The organism is Alicyclobacillus herbarius DSM 13609 (genome assembly GCF_000430585.1).
GTDB lineage: Bacteria > Bacillota > Bacilli > Alicyclobacillales > Alicyclobacillaceae > Alicyclobacillus_G > Alicyclobacillus_G herbarius.
Map to the genome: position 1 here is coordinate 99,043 of NZ_AUMH01000007.1, position 22,916 is coordinate 121,958.

Annotated in this window: 23 protein-coding genes; 21 read left to right on the forward strand and 2 right to left on the reverse strand. The window is 58.4% G+C overall.

Annotation, left to right across the window (positions count from 1 at the left end):
- Positions 1-3: 3 nt before the first annotated feature.
- Positions 4-663, reverse strand: coding sequence for a beta-barrel domain-containing protein (locus H522_RS0106440; RefSeq protein WP_026961689.1), 660 nt, complete (start codon positions 661-663; stop codon positions 4-6).
- 263 nt (positions 664-926) lie between these two features.
- Between H522_RS0106440 and H522_RS0106445 the strand changes: the two genes are divergently transcribed.
- From H522_RS0106445 to spoVM, 15 genes are all read left to right on the forward strand, one after another.
- Positions 927-1,814: a YicC/YloC family endoribonuclease gene (locus H522_RS0106445; RefSeq protein WP_051343977.1), complete on the forward strand. Its 888-nt coding sequence runs from the start codon at positions 927-929 to the stop codon at positions 1,812-1,814.
- A gap of 94 nt (positions 1,815-1,908) precedes the next feature.
- Positions 1,909-2,175 carry an extracellular matrix/biofilm regulator RemA gene (gene remA, locus H522_RS0106450; RefSeq protein ID WP_026961691.1) on the forward strand — a complete coding sequence of 89 codons (267 nt, stop codon included), beginning with the start codon at positions 1,909-1,911 and terminating at the stop codon, positions 2,173-2,175.
- A gap of 5 nt (positions 2,176-2,180) precedes the next feature.
- A complete protein-coding gene (gene gmk / locus H522_RS0106455) occupies positions 2,181-2,807 on the forward strand; it encodes a guanylate kinase (protein WP_425387007.1) in 627 nt (208 codons plus the stop codon).
- Positions 2,808-2,842: 35 nt separating this feature from the next.
- Positions 2,843-3,046, forward strand: coding sequence for a DNA-directed RNA polymerase subunit omega (gene rpoZ, locus H522_RS0106460; protein WP_026961693.1), 204 nt, complete (start codon positions 2,843-2,845; stop codon positions 3,044-3,046).
- 84 nt (positions 3,047-3,130) lie between these two features.
- Positions 3,131-4,342 carry a bifunctional phosphopantothenoylcysteine decarboxylase/phosphopantothenate--cysteine ligase CoaBC gene (coaBC, locus tag H522_RS0106465; RefSeq protein WP_245578038.1) on the forward strand — a complete coding sequence of 404 codons (1,212 nt, stop codon included), beginning with the start codon at positions 3,131-3,133 and terminating at the stop codon, positions 4,340-4,342.
- Entirely contained in the window at positions 4,332-6,827 is a 2,496-nt protein-coding gene (priA, locus tag H522_RS0106470; protein WP_211230654.1) for a primosomal protein N', read from the forward strand. Before coaBC ends, priA begins: the two co-directional genes overlap by 11 nt.
- 52 nt (positions 6,828-6,879) lie before the next feature.
- Positions 6,880-7,362, forward strand: coding sequence for a peptide deformylase (gene def, locus H522_RS0106475; RefSeq protein ID WP_026961696.1), 483 nt, complete (start codon positions 6,880-6,882; stop codon positions 7,360-7,362).
- Positions 7,362-8,315, forward strand: coding sequence for a methionyl-tRNA formyltransferase (gene fmt, locus H522_RS17990; RefSeq protein WP_035452884.1), 954 nt, complete (start codon positions 7,362-7,364; stop codon positions 8,313-8,315). The genes def and fmt overlap by 1 nt, the downstream gene beginning before the upstream one ends.
- Entirely contained in the window at positions 8,312-9,679 is a 1,368-nt protein-coding gene (gene rsmB, locus H522_RS17995) for a 16S rRNA (cytosine(967)-C(5))-methyltransferase RsmB (protein WP_035452886.1), read from the forward strand. The genes fmt and rsmB overlap by 4 nt, the downstream gene beginning before the upstream one ends.
- A 34-nt stretch (positions 9,680-9,713) precedes the next feature.
- Positions 9,714-10,769: a dual-specificity RNA methyltransferase RlmN gene (gene rlmN / locus H522_RS0106490; protein WP_026961697.1), complete on the forward strand. Its 1,056-nt coding sequence runs from the start codon at positions 9,714-9,716 to the stop codon at positions 10,767-10,769.
- Between the two features lie 15 nt (positions 10,770-10,784).
- Positions 10,785-11,546: a Stp1/IreP family PP2C-type Ser/Thr phosphatase gene (locus H522_RS0106495; RefSeq protein WP_026961698.1), complete on the forward strand. Its 762-nt coding sequence runs from the start codon at positions 10,785-10,787 to the stop codon at positions 11,544-11,546.
- Complete coding sequence (gene pknB, locus H522_RS18000) at positions 11,543-13,585, forward strand: Stk1 family PASTA domain-containing Ser/Thr kinase (RefSeq protein WP_035452888.1); 2,043 nt, start codon at positions 11,543-11,545, stop codon at positions 13,583-13,585. The genes H522_RS0106495 and pknB overlap by 4 nt, the downstream gene beginning before the upstream one ends.
- Before the next feature lie 47 nt (positions 13,586-13,632).
- Positions 13,633-14,508 (forward strand): ribosome small subunit-dependent GTPase A, encoded by an 876-nt coding sequence (rsgA, locus tag H522_RS0106505; protein ID WP_026961699.1) that lies wholly within the window; start codon positions 13,633-13,635, stop codon positions 14,506-14,508.
- The gene (gene rpe, locus H522_RS0106510) at positions 14,505-15,164 is read left to right on the forward strand and encodes a ribulose-phosphate 3-epimerase (protein WP_026961700.1); all 660 of its coding nucleotides are present in this window, start codon (positions 14,505-14,507) and stop codon (positions 15,162-15,164) included. Before rsgA ends, rpe begins: the two co-directional genes overlap by 4 nt.
- Positions 15,165-15,296: 132 nt before the next feature.
- On the forward strand, positions 15,297-15,377 hold the full coding sequence (gene spoVM / locus H522_RS21445) for a stage V sporulation protein SpoVM (RefSeq protein ID WP_035452890.1): 81 nt from the start codon (positions 15,297-15,299) through the stop codon (positions 15,375-15,377).
- A 153-nt stretch (positions 15,378-15,530) separates the two neighbouring features.
- Here spoVM and rpmB read toward each other — a convergent pair whose 3' ends face one another.
- Entirely contained in the window at positions 15,531-15,722 is a 192-nt protein-coding gene (rpmB, locus tag H522_RS0106520; protein ID WP_026961701.1) for a 50S ribosomal protein L28, read from the reverse strand.
- 147 nt (positions 15,723-15,869) lie between these two features.
- Between rpmB and H522_RS0106525 the strand changes: the two genes are divergently transcribed.
- The 6 genes from H522_RS0106525 (at position 15,870) to H522_RS0106550 (ending at position 22,916) form a co-directional block, all read left to right on the forward strand.
- Complete coding sequence (locus H522_RS0106525; RefSeq protein ID WP_026961702.1) at positions 15,870-16,235, forward strand: Asp23/Gls24 family envelope stress response protein; 366 nt, start codon at positions 15,870-15,872, stop codon at positions 16,233-16,235.
- A gap of 10 nt (positions 16,236-16,245) precedes the next feature.
- Positions 16,246-18,006, forward strand: coding sequence for a DAK2 domain-containing protein (locus tag H522_RS0106530; RefSeq protein ID WP_026961703.1), 1,761 nt, complete (start codon positions 16,246-16,248; stop codon positions 18,004-18,006).
- Between the two features lie 10 nt (positions 18,007-18,016).
- Positions 18,017-20,059 (forward strand): ATP-dependent DNA helicase RecG, encoded by a 2,043-nt coding sequence (recG, locus tag H522_RS0106535; RefSeq protein WP_026961704.1) that lies wholly within the window; start codon positions 18,017-18,019, stop codon positions 20,057-20,059.
- Between the two features lie 85 nt (positions 20,060-20,144).
- Positions 20,145-20,372 carry an alpha/beta-type small acid-soluble spore protein gene (locus tag H522_RS0106540; RefSeq protein ID WP_026961705.1) on the forward strand — a complete coding sequence of 76 codons (228 nt, stop codon included), beginning with the start codon at positions 20,145-20,147 and terminating at the stop codon, positions 20,370-20,372.
- A gap of 129 nt (positions 20,373-20,501) precedes the next feature.
- Positions 20,502-21,377: an archaetidylserine decarboxylase gene (gene asd, locus H522_RS0106545; protein ID WP_245578040.1), complete on the forward strand. Its 876-nt coding sequence runs from the start codon at positions 20,502-20,504 to the stop codon at positions 21,375-21,377.
- 390 nt (positions 21,378-21,767) lie between these two features.
- Positions 21,768-22,916: an NAD-dependent epimerase/dehydratase family protein gene (locus H522_RS0106550; RefSeq protein ID WP_026961707.1), complete on the forward strand. Its 1,149-nt coding sequence runs from the start codon at positions 21,768-21,770 to the stop codon at positions 22,914-22,916.

Here is a 22,916-nt window from a genome sequence, read left to right on the forward strand (position 1 = left end):
TTGTCACTTATGGATGCGTACGCTCACGTTCATACCCGGAACCAGGCGCATTCCCTGATAGCCATCGAGAGAGATTTTCACCGGAATGACCTGTGTCACCTTCGTATAGTTGGCCGTGTCGTTGGATTGCGGCAGCAGCGAGAAGGTGCTGGCGGTCGCGTAACCAATTTGCGTCACGGTGCCGGTCAACGACGAACCCGGAAACGCATCGACATAAACGTCCACCGTTTGTCCAACCTTGATGTCATCGATCTCGGTTTCCTTGATGTTGGCTGTCACCCACAGGTGCTTCAAATCAAAGGAATAGGCCAGCGGTGTTCCGGCAGCCACGAACTGATTCTTGACCGCCATGTCCTGAACCACCGTACCGTCGGTGGGGGCCGTGACCTTCACGTCCACGGGAGACCGCTGTCCTGCGCTGGGCGGCACTTCCACGGTGCCAATCGTGTCCCCGCTGCTGAACGTATCGCCTAAGGTTCCTTTCCAATCCACCAGTTTTCCCGTTGCCGGCGCGCTGATTACGACTTCCTGGCCGGTTACCTGCGCGTTATCGGTCTTAATGTACTTGTTACGTTGGTCAATCCAGTAGTAGCCACCAAACAAGATCGCGATGATAACAATCAACGCAACGATGTTAAAGATGAGTAGCCGTCTCGTTCTCACGCGTAGTCCTCCTTAGTGGATGTCTTCTGCGACTGGTGTTTCCAGTCCAAAATAGTATAGATCCTAAAATAATTTTTCACGCGCACTAGTCTATCTCGCTTCATCCAGAATGTCAATGCAACGTTCATAGTGTGTACAAGCGATTGTAGACGAATTCCTTCGTAAGCGCAGGATTGCGTGAGGAAATCCGAGCTATCGTGTGATAACCTTGTCTCCATGGGGATTATTGGGGTAGAATAATGGTACGCTTGGAGGATTGGGTCGTGGATTGCCGAAGTATGACCGGATTTGGACAGGCTGTCGTGACGGCGGGAACGATACAGCTGTCAGCAGAGGTGCGTACGGTCAACCACCGTTTTTGCGACGTGGTGGTTCATTTGCCGAAACACCTTCGCGCACTGGAGGACGAGCTGCGTCACCTGGTAACTCGGCATATACGCAGAGGACGGGCAGAGGTCACGGTCACGCTCAGCCAAGAACTAAAAGACCCTGAGGAAGTCATCAATTGGCCGTTGCTTGAGCGCTTGTGGAGTCTAGAGGGCGCGTTAATGGAACGGATGAGGACCTTGGGACGAACGGAAGTTCGACCGGCGCAGCCCTTTGAATGGTTGACGTTCCCGGGCGTGGTCCACTCTCCGGAAACGCGGCTGCAAATTGAGGACGTGCGGGTGCACGTCATGGAAGCGGTCGAACGAGCCTGTCAAGACGTCGTGGCCATGCGGCAGCGGGAAGGAACTCGTATCTGCGACGATTTGCAGGGCAAGCTGCGGGAATTGGAGGGGTTCATTCGCGACATGCGCCAACGGGCTCCGCAGCGACTGCAGATAGAGCGGCAGCGCTTAGAGGCGCGCCTGAAGGAGTGGACCGGCGCGGTTCATCCGGATAGACTGGCTGCCGAATTGGCTCTGTATGCAGACAAAGTCTCTATTGATGAAGAATTAGCTCGCTTGGCAAGCCACCTGCATGAATTCTCGGCGTCGCTGGCAGCGGGCAGTCCCATCGGACGGAGACTGGACTTTATCGTTCAGGAGCTGCACCGCGAGGTCAACACGATTGGCGCCAAGGCAGCGGATGCGGAGATTTCCAAGTCTGTCGTCGATGCCAAAACGATTATTGAACAGCTGCGCGAACAAGTGCAGAACATCGAATAAGTGCGTGTCCGGGACGGGGTTCGGTTTAGGACGGGCGACAGCTCCAGGAGTTCTACCCCCTTTCCGGACAACCTCAAATGCAGGAGGCGTGGCCATGTCCATCAAGTTAATCAATATTGGGTTTGGGAACATCGTCTCGGCCAATCGTATTGTCACCATTGTCAGCCCTGAATCTGCCCCTATCAAGCGCATTGTTCAGGAGGCGCGGGAACGAGGCAGGCTGATTGATGCCACGTACGGACGCCGCACGCGTGCGGTCATTATCACAGACAGCGACCATATTATCCTATCCGCGGTTCAGCCAGAGACGGTGGCACACCGCTTGACCGCGAAGGAACAACTTTTGGAAGATGAGGAATGACGACGATGACAGCCCCGAAATCGGGAATCCTATTTGTTCTCAGCGGTCCTTCCGGTGCCGGAAAGGGAACGGTTTGTGCGGAATTGATGCGGCGTGGGCTACCGATACAGGTTTCCATCTCCGCTACGACGCGCGCCCCGCGATCTGGGGAGCAAGACGGGGTCAACTATTTTTTTAAAACGCGCGTCGAGTTTGAACGGATGATTACAGACGGACAGTTGCTGGAATGGGCCGAAGTGTACGGCAATTATTATGGTACACCAAAGACGTTCGTCGAAGAGACGCTCGCAAGTGGCCGGGACGTCCTGTTGGAGATTGATATTCAAGGTGCGATGCAGGTGAAGCGCCGGTACCCAGCAGGGGTGTTTATTTTCCTCATTCCGCCCTCGGCGGCGGAACTGCGGGCGCGGATTCTCGGGCGTGGAACGGAGACGGAGGAATCGTTCCAACGTCGGTTTGGCGCTGCATGGAAAGAATTGCAGATGATGCGCGAATACGACTATGTCGTGGTCAATGACGAGGTGCGGCTGGCCTGTGAGCGTATCGAAGCCATCGTTGCGGCAGAGCACTGCCGAGTCTCGCGGAACCTGCACCTGTTGTCTGAATGGGAAAAGAGCAGTACAATGTTCTGATGCAATCGGGATTCTCGATGAAAAGAGGGATCGACTTGCTATATCCGTCCATTGACGAATTGGTGGCTTTGGTGGACAGTAAGTATGCGCTGGTTGTGGCAACCTCCAAACGGGCTCGTCAACTCCAGGAGCGAACGATGAACCAGCCCGGTTCTTCGACGACGAAAAACGTCAGTCGCGCGCTGTGGGAGATTCACAGCGGGAAGGTCCGCTATGTGCGTCCAGACGAGGTTCGCTAACGTACGGGGACGCAGGTGTTCTAGGCAGGGCGACCCAGTGAGGTTGTTCTGCCTTTTCTGATGTACAAGAAAGGACGGATGCACTTGGCACACTTTATCCTCGTCGGCGTGGGCGGGGGCATCGCGGCCTATAAGACGGCGGCTTTATGCAGCCAGTTGGTCAAACGCGGGTACGAGGTTCAGGTCTTGATGACCGAACATGCGACTCGTTTTATACAGCCCTTGACATTTCAAGCCTTGACCCATCGCCCGGTGTTGGTGGACACGTTCAACGAGCCGGACGCGTCCGAAATCGCCCACATTGCGGTGGCGGATCGGGCCGATTTATACGTGATTGCTCCCGCCACGGCAAACCTGTTGGCGAAGCTAGCGGTCGGGATTGCCGATGACATGGTGACGACGACGGCGCTTGCCGTGACGGCGCCGGTGATGGTGGCTCCGGCCATGAATGTGCACATGTTTGAACACCCAACCGTGCAGCACAACCTGGCGAACCTTAGGCAACGCGGGGTTCTCGTCATCAATCCCGGCGAAGGGCCATTGGCCTGCGGCTATACGGGCAAAGGACGATTGGCGGAACCGGAAGACATTGCGGATGTCATTGATGCCCACTTCGCGGCGAAGGCCGACTTGGCCGGGGTGCGGGTGATGGTCAGCGCAGGTCCGACTGTGGAAGACATCGATCCGGTCCGTTATTTAAGCAACGCGTCTTCTGGAAAGATGGGCTATGCCTTGGCTGAGGCCGCTGTGGCGCGCGGGGCGGAGGTCGTTTTGGTCAGCGGGCCCACTCATTTGTCTCCGGTGCCCGGCGCGCGGCTGCTGCGGGTGCGGTCCACGGAGGATATGCTGCAGGCAGTTTTGCAGGAGTTTCCGCGCGTCGACGTGTTCATCAGCGCGGCGGCACCGGTCGACTTCCAACCCGTACAGCGCTACGAGCATAAATGGAAGAAGACGGACGGGGTGCCGACGCTGGAATTGCAGCCGACGCCCGATATCCTTTCGGCCGTGCGGGAGATTCGCCGGCCTGGCCAGGTGGTCGTCGGCTTCGCCGCTGAGACGCGCGATGTCACAAAATACGCCCGGGATAAACTGGTGCGCAAGCAACTCGACCTCGTGGTGGTCAACAATGTGGCAGAACCAGACGCCGGGTTTGGGGTGGATACCAATCGCGTGACGTTTGTTCGTCCCTCCGGCCCCGACGAGAGCCTGCCGGTCCTCAGTAAGCGTGAGGTGGCTGACCGCATCTTGACCGAGGTCGCGGCACGCTTGGCTGAGGTGAGAGACGGTGAGCGGTGAGCAACAACCCAACCTGGTGGCGGAAATTGTGATTGACCTGCGCGGCAAAGGGGTCGATCAGTGTTTCCATTACCGGGTTCCTCCCGCGCTCGCCGCGCGCATTCGTCCCGGCCAGCGCGTGGTGGTTCCGTTTGGCCGACGGACGCAGCAAGGGTTCGTGATGGCGGTTTTGGAGAACCATCCGGCGGACGACGCGGCTCTCTCCGGACGTTTACGGGACGTTGCTTACCTGGCGGATGACGAGCCGCTGCTCACCGAAGAGTTGATTGACATCTGTCGGTGGTTGCGTTGGCGCTATGTCTGCTCCTGGATTGAAGCCATACACGCCGTCTTGCCCGCGGCCTATCGAACCCGGACGGTGGAGCGAATTGCTGCCGTGGAGCCACAAGACTCGAAGGAATCCGGGCAACCCTCGGCGCAGTTGAACCCGTTTGCGGCGGAGGTGTGGGCGTTCATCCAGCAGCAGCCGCGGCGCCCAGAGGTGCTTGAGAAACGGTTTGGACCGGAAGTCTGGCTGGCCCTTAGGCAGCTGCAGGCCCTGGGGTATGTCCGCGCGAATGTGGAACGGATCGACAAAGCTCGAGCACGTACAGTGGCCTGTCTGGAGCCACGGAAACCAGCGCCCGAATTGGTGGCTCTAGCCGAGCAGCGCCATCGCCGGGCCAAGCGCCAGGCAGAACTGCTGTTTACCCTGGCGGCGAACGGCCGTGTTGTCTTAGCGGACGTGGGTCTGCGTCCAGCGGACAAACCGGTTCGCGCACTGGTGGAGGAGGGGGCGGTCCGTCTGGTCCACGAGGAAGTGGGCCGACGAGTGGAACTCTCCGCGCGGTTCTGTGAGAACCCGGAGGCACCCCCGTTGACAGACGCACAGCAGCGTGCCTTAGCCAAGATTGAGGCCGCGCTGTCCGGAATGCTCCCTACACAGGAACTGTTGTTGCACGGTGTCACCGGCAGCGGCAAGACGGAGGTTTTTTTACAGGCGATTGAATCGGTCCGCAATCAGGGTGGTGGGGCCATCGTCCTCGTTCCCGAAATCGGCCTCACCCCCCAGATGGTGGGCCGGTTCGTGGCGAGGTTCGGACAGCAAGTGGCCGTCTTGCATTCCGGGCTTTCGACGGGTGAGCGACGTGATGAATGGGTACGCATCCGGCGTGGGCAGGCGCGGATTGTGGTTGGCGCGCGCTCAGCCATCTTCGCTCCGGTGGAGGACTTACGCCTGATTGTGGTAGACGAGGAACATGAACCTTCATATAAACAAGAGGATGCTCCTCATTACGACGCCCGGGAAGTGGCCCGGATGCGTGCAGGGCAACCCGGCCGGGTGGTCGTCCTCGCTTCCGCCACGCCGTCGCTGTCGGCGATGCACCGGGCGGAGACGGGCGCGGCTCTGGTCATGACGCTGCCCCGGCGGGTCGGCAATCGACCGATGCCGAAGGTGGAGATTGTCGACATGCGACAGGAGTTTAAGGACGGAAATCGTTCGCTGTTCAGCCGTGCCTTGGCCGACGGACTGACGAACGCCGTGGCGTCAGGGCAGCAGGCCATCTTATTCCTGAATCGTCGCGGCTTTGCCCAGTATGTGCAATGCCGTAACTGCGGCGACAGCCTGGAGTGCCCCCATTGTGACATCACCCTGACCCTGCATCGGTCTGAGGCGGGGTGGCAGATGCGCTGTCATTACTGCGGATATCAAAGCCATCTCCCAACCGCTTGCCCACGGTGTGGGGAAAGGGCGCTGCGCTCGTTCGGTATTGGCACCCAACAGGTGGAGACGGCCGTCCGCGAGCGCTGGCCGAACCTGCGTGTGTTGCGCATGGACGTGGATACCACGCGCCGTAAAGGCGCGCATCAAGATGCCATTGAGCAGTTTGTTTCGGGACAGGCTGATGTTTTGATTGGGACGCAGATGGTAGCGAAAGGACTGGACTTTCCTGGTGTGACCTTCGTCGGCGTATTGGCGGCGGATACCCTGTTAGCCGTACCCGACTACCGAGCGTCCGAGCGCACGTTCGACTTGTTGGCGCAGGTGGCGGGGCGCGCGGGTCGCGGCGAGACGCCGGGACGGACGGTGATTCAAACGTTTCGGCCTGAACACTTTGCCATTCAGGCGGCGGCTCGTCACGACTATGGGTCATTCTATCGTCAGGAAAAACCGGCGCGGGAGCAGTTCTTCTATCCGCCTTTCTCGGAGCTGGCGGTACTTCTGGCCAGTCACCCGGAGGAGCGGTTGGCCCGTTCGGCCGCCGCCCGCTTCGAGCGGGAACTGCGACGACGCTTGACACCCGATTGCGCCACGGTGCTGCCGGCGCATCCGGCGGGCATTGCCAGACTGGAAGATCAGTATCGGTATCAAGTTGTGGTAAAGTATACGCGTTGGCAAGACGTTGCGGAGTCCGTTGCAGACGCCTTTCGGCTCGTACGCGAAAAGATGCGTCGTGTGGGCGGCGTCTGTGTGTTGGATGTGGACGCTGGTCGAATCGCCTGAGGGCATCCCCGCAAAGCGGTGTAGATGCCGCGCACCTGTAGGAGGAATTTACATGGCCATCCGAATCATTCGAAAGGGAAACGATCCCATTCTTCGTCAAATAGCAAAACCGGTTCCTGCTATCACTAAGGCGATTGAGAAGCTGTTGGATGACATGGCGGAGACCATGTACGACGCAGACGGCATTGGACTGGCGGCCAACCAGATTGGTGTGGCCAAGCGTTTGGTGGTGATGGACGTGGGGCAAGGACTGGTGGAGCTCATTAATCCAGAAATCCTGGAGCGATCCGGAACGCAAACGGCGCCGGAGGCGTGCTTGTCGCTGCCTGGGCTGAGCGGAGAAGTAACGCGGGCGCGGCACGTGAAAGTGAAGGCTTTGAACCGGCGGGGGGAAGAAATCATCCTGAATGCCAGCGACTTGTTTGCCCGCTGCATCCAGCATGAAATCGACCACCTGAACGGGATCTTGTTCACCGATTACCTGAAACCGTCTGAGATTGTGCGGCAACACGAATCCGGCGCGAAGCAAGGGTGATGTCGGTGGCGCGAGTTGTGTTTTTCGGAACCCCTCAGTTTGCTGTACCCTCCTTGCTGGCCTTGGTGCGGGCTGGGCATGACGTGAGTCTCGTCATCACCCAGCCGGATCGTCCAGTGGGGCGGAAACGGGTGTTGACCTCGCCGGCGGTGAAACAGACAGCGCTGGAATTGGGATTGCGTATCCTGCAACCAGAGCGGGTGCGGGCCGAGGAGGTCCTGCAGCAAGTTGCGGCCTGCGCTCCGGATGTGCTCGTCACAGCGGCGTACGGCCAGATTCTCCCAGAACGGCTGCTGGCTTTGGCCCGCATGGGCTGCCTGAATGTACACGCTTCGCTCTTGCCGCGTTGGCGCGGGGCAGCTCCCTTGCAACGGGCGATGATGGCGGGGGATACGAAGACCGGCGTGACCCTCATGGAAATGGTTAAGGAACTGGACGCAGGGCCCATCGTGGCGGTGCGGGAAACGGCTATCGGTGAAAACGAAACCTGGGGAGCGCTGGAGGCGCGTATTGCTCAGTTGGGCGCCGAACTCTTGGTCGAGGTCTTGCCACGTTACCTAGCGGGAGCAATCCAGCCGATGGCGCAACCGAGCGAAGGGGTGACGTATGCGGAGCGCATTGTCCGCAGGGATGAATGGATTGACTGGAACCAGCCGGCTTGGTCGGTTCACAACCGGATTCGCGCACTCTCGCCAGCGCCGGGGGCGACCTGCACGTGGAACGGCCGTCCGTTTAAAGTTCTGGAAACGCGCTGGCCCATAGAATCGTGCATGACGGGAGACGGTGAGCCGGGCGACGTGCGCGTGGTGGCGGGGACGGTATCGGTTCGCTGCGCGGACGGTTGGTTGACGTTGCTCTGCGTCCAGCCGGCCGGAAAGCGAACCATGGCGGCTGTCGACTGGGTGCGTGGCGCGGGTGCAAAGGTGCATCTGACCGCAGGTGGACAGCCATGAATGTTCGCTTTTGGGCTTGGCAGACCCTATTAAGGGTGGAGCGGCAGGAAGCGTATGTCAATCTCGCGCTGCAGCAAACGTTGAAGGAAAACGCCCTGGCGGGGGCCGACAGGCGTTTGCTGACCGAGTTGGTCTATGGCACGGTACAGCGCAGGCGCACGATAGATTGGCTGCTCTCTCCGTATCTGCGGCGGCCTATGGAGGAACTCGACCCCGAAGTCCGGACCGTGCTTCGCATGACTGTGTATCAATTGGCGTTTTTGGACCGGATTCCTGCGTACGCCGCCGTGGGTGAAGGGGTTCATCTATGCAAGCGGGCCAAGCCTAAGGCGGCTGGGTTCGTCAATGCGGTTCTACGCGCTTACTTGCGTGATTCGCGGAGCGCTCCAGAACGACTCGCCGCCCACCGATTCCGTGACGAGGTGGAGCGTCTGGGTGTCTGTTACTCCTATCCAGACTGGGTGGTTGAGGCGTTTGTCAACCAGTTCGGTGCGGAGAAGGCGGAATGCGTGTTGGCGTCCGGTAACCAGCCAGCGGCGCTGTCGGTTCGCGTCAATCGCCTAAAAGCGGACGTCTGTGAAGTGGTGGCGGATATCAGGGAGCGTTACGGATCGGTCGTGCAGCCATCGCAGTTGTTCCCGTTTGGGCTCAGGCTGTCCCGTGGGCTGCCCATTGAGAGCTGGGACTTGTACCAACAGGGCCAGGTGACCGTTCAGGACGAAGGCGCCATGCTGGTGGCGCCGCTGTTAAAAGCGGAACCGGGTCAGCGGGTGTTAGACCTTTGCGCAGCGCCAGGAACCAAAACTACCCATATAGCGGAAATTATGGATGATGCCGGACGCATTGACGCCTGCGACCTTCACCCGCACAAGCGGCAGCTGATTGAACAGGCGGCGCAGCGGTTGGGTCTAAAATCCATTCAAACCTTGACGGTGGATGGTCGCCTGTTGCCGCATTTCGAGGAGCATCGCGGCCAGTACGACGCCGTGTTGGTCGACGCTCCGTGCAGCGGATTGGGTGTCCTTCGCCATCGGCCGGACATTCGCTGGCGCCGTACACCAAAGGACATCCCAGATTTGTCCCGTGTACAGCGGCAGCTGTTGACGGCGGCGGCGCAACTGGTTCGCCCGGGTGGCTATATCGTATACAGTACCTGCACATTGTTGGCTGCGGAAAACGAACAGGTGGTGCAAGCCGTGCTCGCGGACGCGTCCTTAGACCTGGAGCTAGAGGATGTGCGCGCTGACCTACCTGCATCCATACGCCCTGTGGATACCCGGCGTGGGTTTTTATTGACCCCAGATACCTTTGGCACCGACGGATTCTACATGGTACGCCTGCGCCGACGCGCGGCTAGCGGTTGAACACTGCCCATCGAGGCAAGGGGAGGAAAAAACGATGCCGCGGCATGCGTATGACCTGCGGAGCGAGGAATGGGTGGATTGGCTCCGCGAAGTGGGCCAGCCCGCCTATCGGGCTGAACAGATTTACCAATGGCTGTATCAAAAGCGGGTGCGCAGTTTCGCCGAGATGAGCAATCTGCCGAAGACGCTGCGCACCCGTCTTCAGGAAGAATTTGTGATAGAGACCTCCCATGAGGTGACCCGCCAGGTGTCTCGGGATGGCACGGTCAAATTCCTGTTAGGGTGGCCGGATGCCGTGACTGTGGAGACGGTCTTGATGCGCCACGATTATGGGAACAGCGTCTGCGTCTCTACACAGGTCGGGTGCAAGATGGGCTGTACATTTTGCGCCTCCACGTTAGGCGGCATGATCCGTCCCATGAGCGCTGGCGAGATGGTCGAACAGTTGATGCACAGCCAACGGTTGCTGGATGAACAGGGGCAGCGCGTCTCGTCGGTGGTACTCATGGGCTCGGGCGAACCGATGGACAACCTCAATGCTTCCTTAAAATTTATGGATATCATTCATCACCCTGAGGGCTTAAACATCGGATTTCGACATATTACCATCTCGACGGTCGGGCTCGTTCCAGGTATCATTCGGTTAGCGGACGATGGTCGGCCGGTGACCTTGGCGGTGTCCTTGCACGCGGCGACGGACGAGCAACGTTCGCGGATGATGCCGGTCAACAAAGCCTATCCGATTGCCAAGTTGATGGAGGCATGCCGATATTATTGCGAGAAGACAGGGCGGCGCATCAGTTTCGAATACGCGCTGGTAGGCGGAGAAAACGACTCCCTGACCGATGCGCGCAATCTGGCAGAACTCATCCGCGACCTGCCCTGTCACGTGAACCTGATTCCGGTCAACTATGTCCCGGAGCGGAATTACACCCGGACCCCGCAAGATCAGATTCAGGCCTTCTTGCGGGAACTGCGCCGACTAGGCATCAACGCGACCATTCGCCGCGAGATGGGGCACGACATTGCGGCGGCTTGCGGTCAGTTGCGTGCGCAGCATGCCGAGCGTAAAGGGTCAACCACCGTTTGAAGTGGGGGAATGTAGGTGTTCTATGCAGTCCGGAGTCACGTTGGGCTTGTCCGGCAGACCAATGAGGATGTATGCGCCGGTTTCACCGACTTCGAACCAATGCAGTTTATGGTCGTGGCGGACGGGATGGGGGGAGCTTCCGCCGGGGAGGTGGCCAGCCGATTGGCGGTCGATACCGCGGCGCTCTATATCCGCGACGGGCTCAGCAACCCGGATGTAGACCCGATTGACCTCTTGCAGGAGGCGGTGGCGGAGGCGAATCGGAAGGTCTGGGAGCTCTCCCAGAGCCGCAGCGAATACCATGGCATGGGCACGACCTTTGTTGCGGCGTTGTACGATGCTGCGCGGGTCTTTTTTGCTCATGTCGGCGACAGCCGGGCGTACTTGCTGCAAACGGACGGACTGCGTCAAGTGACGCGCGACCACTCGCTGGTCGCCGAATTGGTGCGGCGAGGGCAAATCACGCCGGAGGAGGCGGCTCACCACCCGCAGAAGAACGTGGTGACCAAATCCTTAGGAACGGCGAGTATCAGTCTCCCGGATATTAACGTGGCCCGGTGGCAGTCGGGGGACCTGTTTCTTCTCTGTTCAGATGGATTATCGAACTTGATTTCTGAGGAGGAGTTGGCGCAACATTTGATCCCGTTGGGGAATGCGCGAACGAATCATGAGGTGGAAACCGTGGCGGATGGCTTGATTGAGCGGGCGTTGGCTGCCGGAGCGCCGGACAATGTATCGCTCGTGATTGTGGTCAACCGAGAGGAGGGCGGGCAATGAGCCGTCGACTGGGAGACCGGTACGAGTTGCGGGAACAGGTCGGCGGCGGTGGGATGGCGGTCGTTTACCGCGCGCTCGACACCCTTCTCGGACGGACAGTCGCTGTCAAAATGCTTCGTCCACAGTACGTAGAGGACGAGGAGTTTATCAGTCGCTTTCGGCAAGAGGCTCAATCGGCCGCCAGACTTTCACATCCGAATATCGTGAACATTTATGATGTCGGGATGACAGACGGCGAGTATTATATCGTCATGGAATTTGTCGACGGCCCGACGCTGAAAGACTTGATTCGCGAAAAGGGCGCTTTGTCGCCCGAACAGACCGTGGCCATCACGTGCCAGATCTGCGACGCCTTGCAACACGCGCACAGTCATCATATCGTACACCGCGATATCAAGCCTCATAACATTCTATTGACCAAGTCCGGCCAGGTGAAGGTGACCGACTTTGGGATTGCTCGGGCGCTCACCGGCAATACCGTGACTATTGACCATTCCGGGTCGGTGCTCGGGTCGGTTCACTATCTGTCTCCAGAACAGGCACGGGGTGGGGCGGCGGACATTAAGAGTGACATCTATTCACTCGGTGTCGTGATGTACGAGATGTTGACTGGTCGGCTTCCGTTTCAGGGGGACTCGGCAGTCAGCGTGGCACTCAAGCATTTGCGGGATCAATTTGTCGAACCGCGTCAAATTCGGCCGGAAATCCCCCAGAGTTTGGAGAACATCGTGCTACGCTGCCTGGTCAAGCAGGCGGACGAGCGGTATCCCGACATGAAGGCATTAAGGAACGACCTGGATGAAGCTTTGGCCAACCCCGACGTACCGAAGTTTGAACCGCCGCACGACGTGTTGGAAGCGACCATCGCCATTCCCGCCATCACGGAGGATGTGGCGCCTTTCAAAGCTGCGGAGGTGAAGGAGCGTCCGGCCGTGTCCCGCCAGGCGGCTATCCCGGATGAACGGCGGAGCGGCCGGCGCTGGATTCGCACCAGCCTATGGCTGACCCTATCTGCGGTCATGGTGGCGGCCGGAGCGGTCGCGGCCTACTTCATCGTCATGCGGCTGCTGGAGGTGCCGAACGTCAAGCTGCCAAACGTGGTGGGGAAGCCAGAATCCAAAGCGATTCAAATTCTCGAGCAGGCAGGCTTTCAGCGCGGTCAGATTCAGGAGCAGCGCCAGATATCCAGCAAGCAACCGAAAGGGATTGTCATCAGGCAGGATCCTTCCGGATTGACCGAGGTCAAGCAGGACCGACCGGTCACCTTGTACGTTTCCGCCGGTGCGCCAAAGGTGAGTATGCCGGACCTGACCGGCGTGACCGTGGATCAGGCGATGCAGCAGTTGGTCAACCTTGGATTTGCCAAGAATCATTTGCAGACCAAGCAGGTGGATAGTGACGAATACCCTGCGGGCGAGGTCGTGGCGACCCATCCATCGGCGAATCAGATGGTCTCCACGGACAGCCAGGTGGTGCTCACGGTCAGCCGGGGCCAGGCGGAAACGACGGTCCCCAGCGTCATCGGTAAGTCGTTGGATGAAGCGAGCAAGATGCTGGTGGACGCCAAGCTGGTGGTGGGGCAGATTATTCCGCAGGCCCAGCCGGGCGTGGCCAATGGAACGGTCGTGAACACGGCGCCCAATCGCCCCGGCGATACGGTAAAGCCGGGGACGGCAATTGATTTGTACATTGCCGATAACGGGCCGGATACAGGCACGGACAATTCGACCGACAATGCGACAGCGCCGACGAACGGATCGTCGACCGACAACAGCAGCGATGGAGGGAACGCTTCGACGCCGACCAACACCCAGGAACACGATGTCACGGTCCAGGTGGATGGGGCAAAAAGCGGAACTCACGTGGTCATTGTGAAATCCGATGCCACGGGTAACAACCAGCAGGTGGTGGATGAGACCATCGAAGGACATAAAGAATACCCAGTGGTTCTCTACCTGGCTCCTCATCATGATGGCGAAATTGACGTGTATGTGGACGGAAAGTTGGTCAAGCGGCAAAAGGTCAAGTACAGCTCCTGACCGTCGCGCGATACGTGTGTAAGGGCGAGGCGAAAGGAGACGGGATGATGCTGGAAGGACTGGTGGTGAAAGGGACGGGGGGCTTCTTTGACGTGGCCCAAGGTACCCAGTTGTGGCGCTGCCGCGCGCGCGGGGTGTTTCGCAAACGCGGGGTGACCGTGCTCGTGGGTGATCACGTCCGTTTCCATGAAACCGGCCCCGGAGCGGGTTTGATTACGGAGGTCTTGCCGCGCCAAACCGAATTGGTGCGGCCCCCGATTGCCAACGCGGACCAGGCGTTGTTGGTGTTTTCCATCAAGTCGCCGGATTTTCATCCCGGGCTGCTGGACAGAACGTTGATTGCTGTGTCCGCGGCAGGCCTCCGGCCGATTCTTGTGGTGTCGAAGGTGGACTTGGCAGACCATGAGACCGTCCGCCAAGCCGTGGCGCCGTATGAGGGGGCTGGCTATCCGGTCTATCCGGTAGCACCGCTTTATCGACAGGGGATTGACGCGTTGGTGAAGGAGTTGACGGGGCACATCACGGTGTTCGCCGGACCTTCGGGTGTGGGCAAATCGTCCCTGGCCAACGCGATCGACCCGGAGTTGGGCCTGAAAATGGGACAAATCAGCGACAAGTTAAAACGGGGTCGACACACCACCCGTCACGTTGAGCTGTTCCGGATTGCCGAGGGGACATTCATCGCGGATGCGCCCGGGTTCAGTCAATTGCAGATCGATGTCCCGGCGACCGAGCTACGCTATTTCTTCCCTGAGTTTCCGGCGTTCGCAGAGGATTGTGCGTATCGAGGCTGCTTGCACATTGATGAGGAGCAATGCGGCGTCAAACGGGCGGTACAGACGGGCGCCTTGGTGGCATCCCGGTACGAGGATTACCGTCAGATTTATTTCGAGTTGAGACAGAAGGAGGCGCGGCGGTATTGAACTTGCGTCTTGCACCATCGATTCTCTCGGCGGACTTCGCTCGTTTAGCCGACGAAGTAGAGGCTGTGTTGGAGGCGGGCGCCGATTGGATTCACGTAGACGTGATGGACGGCCGGTTCGTTCCGAATATCACCATGGGGCCGCTTGTGGTGGAGGCATTGCGGCGCCGGTTTGATTGTGTGCTCGACGTTCACCTGATGGTCGTGGAACCGGAACGGCACATCGACGCCTTCGTCAAGGCGGGGGCCAGTCGCATCACCGTGCACGCTGAGGCTACTTCGCACATCCACCGGGCGTTGCAGCAGATCCGGGGGCACGGCCTGCCGGCCGGACTCGCACTCAATCCGGGAACGGGTATCGAGGTGTTAGACTACCTTGCGAAAGATGTCGACCTCGTTTTGGTGATGACCGTGAATCCAGGGTTTGGCGGGCAGGCCTACATTCCCGCGATGACGGAGAAAGTACGAAGGGTGCGCGAACGGTTGAACGAATGGGGCCGATCAGACGTAGATATTCAGGTAGATGGGGGTATCCATGCCGGGACCATTGGCGAGGTCGCACGGGCTGGCGCCAACGTATTCGTCGCCGGATCGGCCGTGTTTGGTCAAAGCGACCGTGCCGCAGCGTTGTCCGAACTGCGCGCCGCATTGAGGTAAGGGGATATTCGCACATTTTCTCTGGGTGGGAATATACATGTAGCAATCACGGCGTTGACCTAACTGTGCACAGAAGGTGGCGTCTCGACCCGACTTCGGCTGCGGGCAAACGATAACGAGGGGGGACCTGGGTTGAAATTTTATACCATCAAGCTCCCAAAGTTTCTCGGCGGCATTGTGAAAGCGTGTATTGGCGCCTTCTCGAAAGACTGACGGTTGTTCAGGCGGACGCCGCCGCAGCGCGGCGGCGACTGCTTGGCGGATTCAGCAAATGTTGCTTAATCAAAAAAGGGCACCATGACGGTGCTCCTTTTGCATTCCATAGCGCCTCCGTATCGGAGGGCTCACCACCCTAATGTCGCTTCCTCAAATGGCGCGGTTCACCTTTCCAGCCTTCAAACACCGAGTGCAAACCCGAATGCGCTTGACGGTTCCGTTGACATTCGCACGTACGACTTGAATGTTGGGAATCCAACGGCGCTTGTTCAGGATGTGCGAGTGGCTGATGGAGTGACCGGTTTGCGGTTGTTTCCCACAGATTTCGCAACGCCTTGCCATTTTCCGCACCTCCTTCGCCGACACATAGCATTCGTATTATAGCGTAATAGTGGCCCACAGGCAAGGAGATTGTGAAGTGGGTGCGACTTTTATTACCTGCTTGCAATATAGTACAATGGCACAAAGCATAGGCAGGAGGTGCCCGGATTGCCAAAGACGGTTGAAACTCCTTTGGGGACCATTTCCATCGTCGAGGACGTCATTGCGACCACGGCTGGACTCGCGGCGATGGACTGCTACGGTCTGGTGGGTATGGCATCACGTAAACAAGTGAAGGATAGTTTGACGGAGCTGTTGGGACGGGACAACCCCGGCCGGGGCGTAGAGGTTCGAATCGCCGATGATGAAGTGGAGGTAGACCTCTACATCATTGTCAGTTACGGTACGAATATCTATGAGGTCGCACAGAACGTACGGGAAAAGGTGCGCTACGTGCTCAATGAATCGGTCGGCATAGATGTGGCTCGGGTCAACATCTATGTTCAGGGTGTCCGCGTAGCGGCCGAAGCGTAGGAGGCAGTGGATGGCGGGCCAACAGTATCTGAACGGAACGGCGTTTGCCGCCTTGCTAAGGGCGGGACATCAGCGCCTGCATGAACAGGCTGAATTTGTAAACACCTTGAACATCTTTCCTGTCCCTGACGGAGATACGGGGACAAACATGGATTTATCGTTCGCATCCGGTATCAATGCCCTGCGTCGAAGAACGGCATGGGACCTACATGAGGCCGCACAGGCGTTCGCCACGGGGTTGCTCATGGGAGCTCGCGGGAATTCCGGGGTAATCTTATCTCAGTTGTTTCGTGGGTTTGTCCGCATTTCGCAGGGCATGGATGTGTTGGACGCGCGGAGATTTGCACAGGCTCTCCAGGAAGGGGTGGACATTGCCTACAAGGCGGTCTCCAAGCCCGTAGAGGGTACCATTTTAACCGTGGCTCGCGAGGCTGCGCAGGCGGGCGTGCGTGAAGCCCGCTCGAATCCGCCGTTGTCCGTCTGGATGGAAACTGTTCATGCCGCAGCGCAGGCAGCGCTAGCGAAGACTCCCTCTCAACTCCCGGTCCTCAAACAGGCCGGCGTGGTCGACTCGGGCGGGCAGGGGCTGGTTTTCATTTATGAAGGGTTTCTGTCCTACCTGATGCAGGACGGCACTAACCACAACGAATCCGCTTCTGTAATCCGTTCCTCCCCAGACATGAGGCTCGATTATGCGGGACGACATATTGTCCGTAAGGGGGAACACGGGTACTGCACCGAGGTCCTGGTCCGGGTCACCGGGGATACACAGGAGGTCGAGCGAAAGCTGCGGCGGCGGTTTGAACAGTACGGCGACTCGCTCTTGGTTGTGGCGGCTGGGAATCTGGTCCGCGTGCACGTTCATACTTTGCACCCGGGGCGGGTATTGGAAGACGCCTTGGGCTTTGGGCCTTTGGTGCAAATTAAAATTGAAAATATGACCGAACAGCATGACCGCCTTAGCCTTGATGGAGATGCCGATACGCGTGAAATCGCTCCGGTCGTTCCTGGAAAGGAAAGGCCGACGCCAAGCGGTGCCGTGGCGGCCGACGACGCTGTAGCGGCAGACGGTCAGGACATGGCTGAGCTGACGCAGCCGCAGACGCAGACGGCTCTGGTCGCGGTCGTGTCGGGGGATGGATTGAAAGAAGTGTTGACCAGTCTCGGCGCCGTGGTCGTCGACGGCGGCCAGAGTATGAATCCCAGCACCGAAGAAATTGTCGCTGCGGCACGACAAACGGGCGCACGCGAAGTCATCTTCCTGCCGAACAATAAAAACATTGTTTTGGCTGCAGAACAGGCGCGCGAGGTGCTGGATGGACGGCTGGTGGTCGCACCCTGCATCACCGTTCCCCAAGGTATTGCGGCCGCGGCCGTCTTTGACGCGCGTGAGTCGGCAGAGGCGAATCGGATTCGCATGGAATCGGCGGTCTCTGGTGTCCTGTCCGGGTGTGTCGCGATGGCGGCCCGGGATAGTCAGTACCAAGGTCACTCCATCCAGGCCGGGCAATTTATGGCCATCGCCGATCCGGACGTCGTGGCCGTGTATCCAGACCGGGCTGCGGCGGCCGTCGCGGCGGTCCGCGCACTGATGGAACGGGCGCAGGAGCAGGGGATAGATCCGGAATTGCTCACCATCTTCTCTGGACGGGACGTGGAAACCGACGAGTTGCAGGAGTTGAATCGTACGCTGGCCAGCCTGTATGGGCTGGAAATCGAAATTCGTCACGGAGGCCAACCGGTATACGATTACATTTTCTCATTGGAATAGGAAGACGCGTATGCTTAATGCCCTTCCCGTTACCCATGTTGCAGGAATCGGCCGAGCGAAGGAGCGAGCCTTGCAGGAATTGGGCATCGAGACGGTGTACGACTTGTTGCATTACTTTCCGGTTCGTTACGAGGATCGGAGCTTAAAGCCGTTTGAAGCGTTTGTGGACGGAGCAATGGTCACCGCTCAGGGTGTGGTCGATGGGATGGCGGAAGTCCGCTGGCAAGGGAAGCGCTGCACTGTGCGCGTACGGTTTCGGGTGGATGGTCGTCACCCGGTGACCGCGGTATGGTTCAACCAACCGTATCTTAAGCAAAAACTGGTGGATGGGCGTGTGTTGATTGTCAGTGGCCGGTATCACGCCCGCTACCGTACGCTCACGGTGAGCCGCACTGAATTTTCGACGACCCGCGCCGCACGGTTTGCCTCTGCCTTTGCCCCCGTGTATCGGGGCAATCGGAATCTGACTTCAGCGCAAATTCAGGCCATGATTCAAAAGGCGATGGATCAGTATTTGGTCGATGTGGATGAACTTCTGCCGCATGAGTTGGTGCAGAAGTATCGGTTGATCTCTCATCGTCAAGCCGTTGTCTTCATGCACGCGCCAGAGGACGCCGAGTCGTTGCGGCAAGCTCACCGACGGTTGGCTTTTGAGGAGTTTTTCTTGTTTCAATTGCAATTGCAGTGGTTTCGCCGCGTCCGTTTGCAAACACAAAAGGGGCTGGCGCGAAGGATACCGGAAGATGCGTTGACCAAATTCGAAGCGAGTTTACCCTATCCCCTGACCGCAGGGCAACGTCAGGCTTGTTGTGATATCGCCCGCGACCTGGCGCGAGAGGTGCCGATGACGCGGCTTTTGGAAGGGGACGTTGGGTCTGGGAAGACGTGGGTCGCCTTGTGGGCCATCTACTGCGCCTATCTGAACGAAGCCCAAGCTGCGCTGATGGCGCCGACAGAGATTCTTGCCGAACAGCACCTATCAGAGGCGAAACGGCGACTCGAACCGCTCGGAATGCGGGTGGAGCTGTTGACTGGCGCCACCAGTGAGCGAGATCGCAAATCCATCTTGACGGCGGTTCAGGACGGGCGCATCGACTTGCTGGTTGGTACACACGCCTTGCTCACGGAACGGGTTCAGTTTCGCAACCTCGCGGTGGTCGTCATTGACGAACAACATCGGTTTGGTGTGGCACAGCGTGCCATTCTGCAGGAAAAGGGTCAGCACGTCGATGCGTTGTATCTGTCGGCAACCCCAATTCCCCGCACGCTGGCATTGGCCGTGTATGGGGATTTGGACATATCTCGGCTCAAGGAACGGCCAGCCGGCCGTAAGCCGATAAAGACGGTTTGGTTGCGAATGTCCGAACGAGACAAAGCGATTCGGCGAATTCGCCGCGAGCTGGAGGCCGGCCGACAGGCGTACGTCGTGGCGCCCTTGGTGGAAGAGGACGACGAGGTCCACGACCTGGCCTCGGCAACCCGCTTGTTCGCGGAGTTTCAGGAGCTGTTTGCCGGGTATCAGGTGGGGCTTTTGCACGGGCGTATGGCGGCGAAAGAGAAGGAACGGGTGATGCGCGCGTTTTTGGCGCGCGAGGTGCAGATTCTAGTGAGCACAACGGTGATTGAAGTCGGCATTGACGTTCCCAATGCCACCATCATGCTGATCTATCATGCGGAACGGTTTGGACTAGCGCAGCTGCACCAGCTCCGTGGCCGCGTGGGTCGAGGCGAGGCGGCGAGCTTCTGCATCCTGCTCTCGGACGCTCCATCGGACCTGGCGCGTGAGCGGCTTGAGACCATGGTCGAAACGACCGACGGTTTCACCATCGCCGAACGAGACCTAGAGCTTCGAGGACCTGGCGAGTTTATGGGCGTGCGCCAGAGTGGGCTGCCGGAATTTACTGTGGGAGACTTGGCCAAAGACTTTCGTATCATGGAAGTAGCGCGCGATGAGGCGGCTTTGCTCATGCAGAATCCAGAGTTCTGGCTGCTGCCGAAGTATGAAGGATTGCGGCGGGAAGTAGAGCGCCAAGGCAGCTTCCGTACCGCCTGAAGATGAATTTTTACCATGGGAACAAAATGGAATCATATATTTGCAGTCCACCAGACATACTAGCGTACACAAGGGGGTGAGACAGATGGCTTTGGGTCAGAAGCGGAACACTCCCGTCGTCCCAGGCGCGATGAAGGCCCTCGAACAGTTTAAATACGAGGTTGCCTCGGAACTGGGCATCACGCCTCCTCAGGACGGCTATTGGGGGACCATGACCACCCGCGACACTGGTGCCATCGGGGGGAACATGACTCGTAAACTCGTGGCGCTGGCGGAACAACAACTGGCGGGTCGGAGTGGGGCCAACTTCTAAAGCGCCTTATAATCACCCTTGTTCGAACCGAAAGGGCCGGATCTGGCGATCCGGCTCTTTTGGTATGATGGATATCGAGCGGATTTGGGGCTACTGCATGCAGTTTGTCCTGGTTAGAAACTGGAGGAGATGGTGCGTTGGCACGGTGTTGGAATGCAGGTGATTTTCGTCGTGCCGGATAGGTGGCAGAGATGGGGATTGCGACTTTTGCCGAAGCGGACGTTGACGGTGCTTATCGGCTACTTTTCACGATTGGGTGTCAGCCGATACCTGATTCCGTATTACATACGCTGGTATCAAATCGATCCGCACGAAGCCGAGTATCCCATCTCGACCTATCGGAGTCTTGGCGAGTTTTTTGCGCGCGGTTTGCGCAAAGGCGCACGGCCGGTAGCCGACGAAGGCCTCATCTCGCCTGTCGACGGAACGGTCAGTCAGACGGGAAAGATTGAGCGAGGGACCCTGGTGCAGGCCAAAGGGAGTCTGTACGACGTATCGACTCTCCTTGGTAGTCAGGCGGAAGCGGCGAGTTTAGAGGGCGGTGTTTTCATCACGTTATATCTTAGCCCTAGGGATTACCACCGGATACATATGCCGCTGTCGGGGCGAATTGTGGCCTGGCGATATATCCCGGGCTGTCTTTACCCGGTCAATGCCCGCGGTGTCCGCTATATCTCAGGACTGTACAGCCGGAATGAACGGCTTGTCACGTGGTTGGAAACCGAATACGGTCGGATGGCGGTGGTGAAAGTGGGGGCAGCTATCGTGGGCAGTATTCGCACCTCGTATGGACCCGCACCGGTGCCGGCCTGGCGGCGCGAGCGGCGCCGCCCACGCCAGGGGGTGGTTTCACTCTGGTTGGAGAAAGGCGAGGAAATGGGACGCTTCGAGTTTGGCTCCACCGTGATCTTGTTGTGCCCGCCGGGACTGGTTGACCGGGTTTTGGTGGCTGACGGAGAAAAGGTTCGAATGGGCGAACAAATCGCCGTGTTGAAGCAAGCGTAATGCCACCGCTCCGACAAATGGGGAAACCTGTTCAGTTGGATGTCTGGACTTCGTAAAGGAATAATTCGTTCTCATTTTAGGGAGGCTGGGCGTAAGGGGGGATGTCCCATGCGCCCAGTCCGAAGGATGATCGGCGCTTGCGGCCATCTGTGCGGCCGCGGGTTGCGCGCGTATTGGAAATGGCTGTGCGAAGCCAGCGAGTATATGGGCAGTTATTACCAGCCGTGGTAGTGAACAAATCAGAGGGGGCGTCGGCCCCCGATTTGTTTGCATCGGGTTGCTCACGTTCTCGAAAACCTGTACATTGTAGCTGAATACCATAATGGTTTCAGAGCCATTTCAATACGCTTTCAAGCATGTAGGATTATCTTCGTGATGGGGTGACACGGAATGAAAATAATGATTGCTGGCGGTGACGGATTCTGTGGATGGCCGACCGCACTGTACTTTTCCGAACGAGGTCATGAGGTCGCCATTCTCGACAGCATGATTCGCCGTCGGTGGGATGAGGAACTGGGGACACAACCCCTTACCCCCATCGCTTCTCTAGAGGATCGTGTGGCGGCGTGGCGGGAACTAACCGGAAAGGAAATCCAACTGTTCATTGGGGACATGACGGATTACGATTTCCTGGCCGGCGCCATGAGTACGTTCCGCCCGGAAGCATTTGTACACTACGCCGAACAACGTTCGGCCCCGTATTCAATGATCGACCGCGAGCATGCCGTATTCACGCAAGTGAATAACGTGGTAGGCACCCTAAACCTTCTCTTCGCGATAAAGGAGATTGTTCCGGATTGTCACCTGATTAAGTTGGGGACGATGGGCGAATACGGGACACCCAACATCGACATCGAAGAGGGATACATACGGATACAGCACAAGGGGCGGGAGGATGTGCTTCCCTATCCGAAGCAGCCGTTCTCCTTCTACCACTTGTCCAAGGTGCATGATAGCCACAACATCATGTTTGCCTGTAAATCCTGGGGCATCCGGGCCACTGACCTGAATCAGGGTGTGGTTTACGGATTGTGGACGGATGAATGCAAGCGAGACGAGCGGTTGTACAACCGCATTGACTATGACGGGGTTTTTGGCACCGCGTTGAATCGTTTTTGCATTCAGGCGGCGATTGGGTACGACCTGACGGTATATGGAAAGGGCGGTCAAACCCGTGCCTTCTTAGACATTCGGGATACGTTGCAATGCGTGGAACTGGCAGCCTTGCATCCGGCGGACGCAGGGGAATTTCGCGTGTTCAACCAGTTCACGGAACAGTTTTCGGTTCTCGAGTTGGCCGAGCGGGTTCAGAAAGTCGCCGCGGAAATGGGGATTCAAGCGAATATTGCCCATCTTCCGAATCCCCGCGTGGAAAAAGAGGAGCATTATTACAATGCGGTGCACACGCGTTTGTTGGACTTGGGCCTCAAGCCGCACCTGTTGTCCGACGAGCTGATTCATGACTTGATTAAAACGGCAGAGCGTTATCGGGATCGGGTCGATACCAGCGTGATTGCGCCAACCGCCACTTGGAGGTAA